The sequence below is a fragment of the Kocuria sp. NPDC057446 genome (assembly GCF_042802875.1).
Lineage (GTDB): Bacteria > Actinomycetota > Actinomycetes > Actinomycetales > Micrococcaceae > Kocuria.
Genome location: NZ_JBHVDI010000235.1, coordinates 1 through 4,078 on the forward strand (window position 1 = coordinate 1; position 4,078 = coordinate 4,078).

The following is a 4,078-nucleotide window of genomic DNA, read 5'->3' on the forward strand; positions in this document are numbered from 1 at the left end:
GCCCCCGGTGCCACCACCGGGGGCCGAGCGGGCGCGGAGCGGGACGTCCGCCAGGACCGGGGCGGCCCGGGCCGGACGGTTCAGACCAGACGGGTCAGCCAGCCGTGGGGGTCCTCCGCGCGGCCGGTCTGGATCTCCAGGAGCTGCCTGCGGATGTCCATGGTGACCTCGCCCGGCCGGGCGTCCTCGTCGCCGATGGTCTCCTCCGCGGAGACGAGCCGGCCGATGGGGGTGATGACGGCGGCGGTCCCGCAGGCGAAGGCCTCGGTGATGGTCCCGGTCTGCCAGCCCTCGCGCCACTCGTCGAGGGTGAAGCGGCGCTCCTCGACGGTCATCCCGCGGTCCTTCGCGAGCTGGATGATGGAGCGGCGGGTGACGCCCTCGAGGATCGTGCCGGTCAGCTCGGGGGTGACCAGGCGGCCGTCCCCATGGACGAAGAACACGTTCATGCCGCCGAGCTCCTCGACGGCGTCGCCGCGGTCGCGGTCGAGGAACATCACCTGCTGGCACCCGTGGGCGTCGCCCTCCATCTGGGCGATCAGGGAGGCGGCGTAGTTGCCGCCGCACTTGGCCGCCCCCGTCCCGCCGCGGCCGGCCCGGGCCCAGTCGCGGGAGAGCCAGATGTCCACCGGCTTGACGGGACCGCCGAAGTAGTTGCCGGCCGGGGAGGCGATCACCGAGTACAGCACCTGCCGGGACGGCCGCACGCCGAGGAACGCCTCGGTGGCGATCATGAACGGGCGCAGGTACAGGGACTCCCCGTCCCCGTCCGGCACCCACTGCTCGTCCACCGAGACGAGCTCCCGCAGCGAGTCCAGGAACATCTGCTCGGGCAGCTCCGGCAGCGCCAGCCGGCGGGCGGACCGGTTCAGCCGGGCGGCGTTGGCCTCGGCCCGGAAGGTCCACACGGAGCCGTCGGCGTGCCGGTAGGCCTTGAGCCCCTCGAAGATCTCCTGGCCGTAGTGGAGCACGGCGGCGGCGGGGTCCAGCACCAGCGGCCCGTACGGCTCGATCCGGGGGTCGCTCCAGCGCCCCGTGCCCTTCTCGACGTCCCCGTACCAGTCGATCTTCACCATGTGGTCCGTGAAGTTCGTGCCGAAGCCCGGGTCGGCGAGGACGGCCGCCCGGACCTCCTCCGGGACGGGGTCCTGGGTGAGGTGGTGGGCGAAGGTGGTGGGCTGTGTGGTCACTGCGTCTCCCTGCGAGGTCGACCCCGTGGCGACCGGCACGCGGGGCTCAGCTGTTGGTTCCGTGCCCCAGCCTATCCCCGGAGCACGGCCGGACCGGCTCAGGCCAGGGCGGCCAGCACGCCGTCGCCCACCTGGGAGGTGGTGCGGGTCTCGTTGCCGTGGGCGGCGAGGTCCTGCTCCACGGCGGTCTCGATCCGCACGGCCAGGTCGGGGTGGCCGAGGTGGTCGAGCATCATGGCCGTGGCGAGGATCGCGGCGACCGGGTTCGCCCTCTGCTGCCCGGCGATGTCCGGGGCGGAGCCGTGGACGGGCTCGAACATCGACGGCGCGGTGCGGTCCGCGTTGATGTTGCCGGCCGGGGCCAGGCCGATGCCGCCGGTCACCGCTCCGGCGAGGTCGGTGAGGATGTCCCCGAAGAGGTTGTCGGTGACGATGACGTCGAAGCGTGCCGGGTCGGTCGTGAGGAAGATCGTCGCCGCGTCCACGTGCAGGTAGTCGACGGTGACGTCGGGGAACTCGGCGCCGATCTCCTCGACGAGCCGGGAGTAGAGCCGTCCGGCGTTGACCAGCACGTTGTGCTTGTGCACGAGGGTGAGCTTCCGGCGCTCCCGCCCGGCGGCGAGCTCGAAGGCGTAGCGCACCAGGCGGCGGACGCCGTGGGCGGTGTTCAGCGAGACCTCCGTGGCGATCTCGGCGTCGGTGCCGCCGCGCAGCACGCCGCCGTTGCCGGCGTAGGGGCCCTCGGTGCCCTCCCGGACCACCACGAAGTCGATGTCCCCGGGGTCGGAGAGCGGGCTGGTGGTGCCGGGGAAGAGCTTGGACGGGCGGAGGTTGACGAAGTGGTCGAGGCCGAAGCGCATCCTCAGCAGCACGTCGCGCTCGATGATCCCCGAGGGGACCCGGCGGTCGCCCGGGGCGGCGCCGACGGCGCCGAACAGGATGGCGTCGTGGGTCCGCAGCTCGTCGAGCGTGCGGTCGGTGAGGGTCTCCCCCGTGTCCAGCCAGTGCTGGGCGCCCAGGCCGAACTCGTGCTTCTCGACCGTGACGCCGGCCGCGGCGGTCACCGCGTCGAGGACCCGCACCGCCTCGGCCACCACCTCGGGGCCGATGCCGTCGCCGGGGACGAGGGCGATCTTCAGGTGGGCGGGGGCTGTGGCGGGCGTCGGCTGGCTCATGGCCCCAGGATAGGAGCAGGGCGAGCCGTCCGACCACGGTGTGGACGGACGTCTCGCATGCTGGACGCCCCGGCGGGTGTCAGGCCTGGAGCGCCGCGGGCTCCTGGTAGCGCGGGAACACCGGAGCGGGCGGGGGCAGCTCCGTACCGGCCACGAGCGGGGCGCCCAGGGCGGTGAACAGCCGGGCCTCGCCCTCGGCCTGGCCGAGGACGTCGAGCAGCCGGGCGGCGGCGTCCGGCACCACGGGCTGGACGAGGAGGGCCACCACGCGCACCACCTCGAGCGTCACCCACAGCACGGTGGACATGCGTTCGGCGTCGGTCTTGCGCAGCTTCCAGGGCTCCATGGCGGTGAAGTACCGGTTGGCCTCGGCGACCACCCGCCAGATCCGCTCGAGCGCCCGGTGGAACTGCTGCTCGTCGAACTCCGCGCGCACCGGCTCGTAGAGCCCGGCGGCGGCGGCGAGCATCGCGCGGTCCTCGGGGCGGAGCTCCCCCGGGACGGGGACGCGGCCCTCGCAGTTCTTGGCGACCATCGACAGCGAGCGCTGGGCGAGGTTGCCGAGGTCGTTGGCGAGGTCGGAGTTGGTGCGGTTCTTGATCCCGTCGTGCGAGTAGCTGCCGTCCTGGCCGAAGGGCACCTCGCGCAGCAGGAAGAAGCGCAGCGGGTCGAGTCCGTACTCGGCCACGAGGGCGTGCGGGTCGATGACGTTGCCCACGGACTTGGACATCTTCTCGCCCTGGTTGAACAGGAAGCCGTGGGCGAAGACGCGCTTGGGCAGCGGCAGTCCCGCGGACATCAGGAACGCCGGCCAGTACACGGCGTGGAAGCGGGCGATGTCCTTGCCGATCACGTGGGCGTCGGCCGGCCAGTACCGTCGGAACTCCTCGGCGTCGGTGTCCGGGAAGCCCACGCCGGTGAGGTAGTTGGTGAGGGCGTCCACCCACACGTACATCACGTGGCCCGGGTTTCCGGGCACGGGCACGCCCCAGTCGAAGGTGGTGCGCGAGATCGAGAGGTCCTCGAGCCCGGAGCGCACGAACGAGGCGATCTCGTTGCGGCGGGTCTCGGGGTGGACGAAGCCCTCCTGCTCGTAGAGGGCCAGCAGCCGGTCCTGGTAGGCCGAGAGGCGGAAGAAGTAGGACTCCTCCTCCGTCCAGGTGACCTCCGTGCCGGTGCCCGTCGCGCACCGCACGCCGTCCTCCCGCAGCTCGGTCTCGTCCTCGGCGTAGTACGCCTCGTCGCGCACGGAGTACCAGCCGGCGTACTTGCCGAGGTAGACGTCCCCGGCCTCCTCCATCCGGCGCCAGATCGCCGCCGACGCCGCGTAGTGGTCGGCGTCCGTGGTGCGGATGAACCGGTCGTAGGAGATGTTCAGGGCGTCGTCCATCTCGCGGAAGCGCGCGGCGTTGCGGTCCGCGAGCTCCCGGGCCGTGAGGCCCTCCTTCTCCGCGGTCTGCTGCATCTTCTGGCCGTGCTCGTCGGTGCCGGTCAGGAAGCGGACGTCGTAGCCGTCCAGCCGCTTGAACCGGGCCATGACGTCGGTCGCGATGACCTCGTAGGCGTGCCCGATGTGCGGGGTGCCGTTGGGGTACGCGATGGCCGTGGTGATGTAGTACGGGGTGCGGTGGGAGGAAGTCACGGCCTCCACTCTACCGGCGGCACCGTCGGCGTGCGCCCCCGGTGCCGCCGGCGGGCGGGAGGGTGCGGCAC

The 4,078-nt window shown here is 72.4% G+C and carries 3 protein-coding genes; all 3 read right to left on the reverse strand.

The genetic code is table 11. From position 1 onward, the window contains the following. Positions 1 to 80: 80 nt before the first annotated feature. Positions 81 to 1,190, reverse strand: coding sequence for a branched-chain amino acid aminotransferase (locus ACFU0Y_RS17480; protein WP_380216130.1), 1,110 nt, complete (start codon positions 1,188 to 1,190; stop codon positions 81 to 83). Between the two features lie 98 nt (positions 1,191 to 1,288). After that, positions 1,289 to 2,365 (reverse strand): 3-isopropylmalate dehydrogenase, encoded by a 1,077-nt coding sequence (locus tag ACFU0Y_RS17485; protein ID WP_380216132.1) that lies wholly within the window; start codon positions 2,363 to 2,365, stop codon positions 1,289 to 1,291. Positions 2,366 to 2,444: 79 nt separating this feature from the next. Next, positions 2,445 to 4,007, reverse strand: a complete 1,563-nt coding sequence (gene metG / locus ACFU0Y_RS17490; protein WP_380216134.1) for a methionine--tRNA ligase — start codon at positions 4,005 to 4,007, stop codon at positions 2,445 to 2,447. Between the last annotated feature and the right edge of the window lie 71 nt (positions 4,008 to 4,078).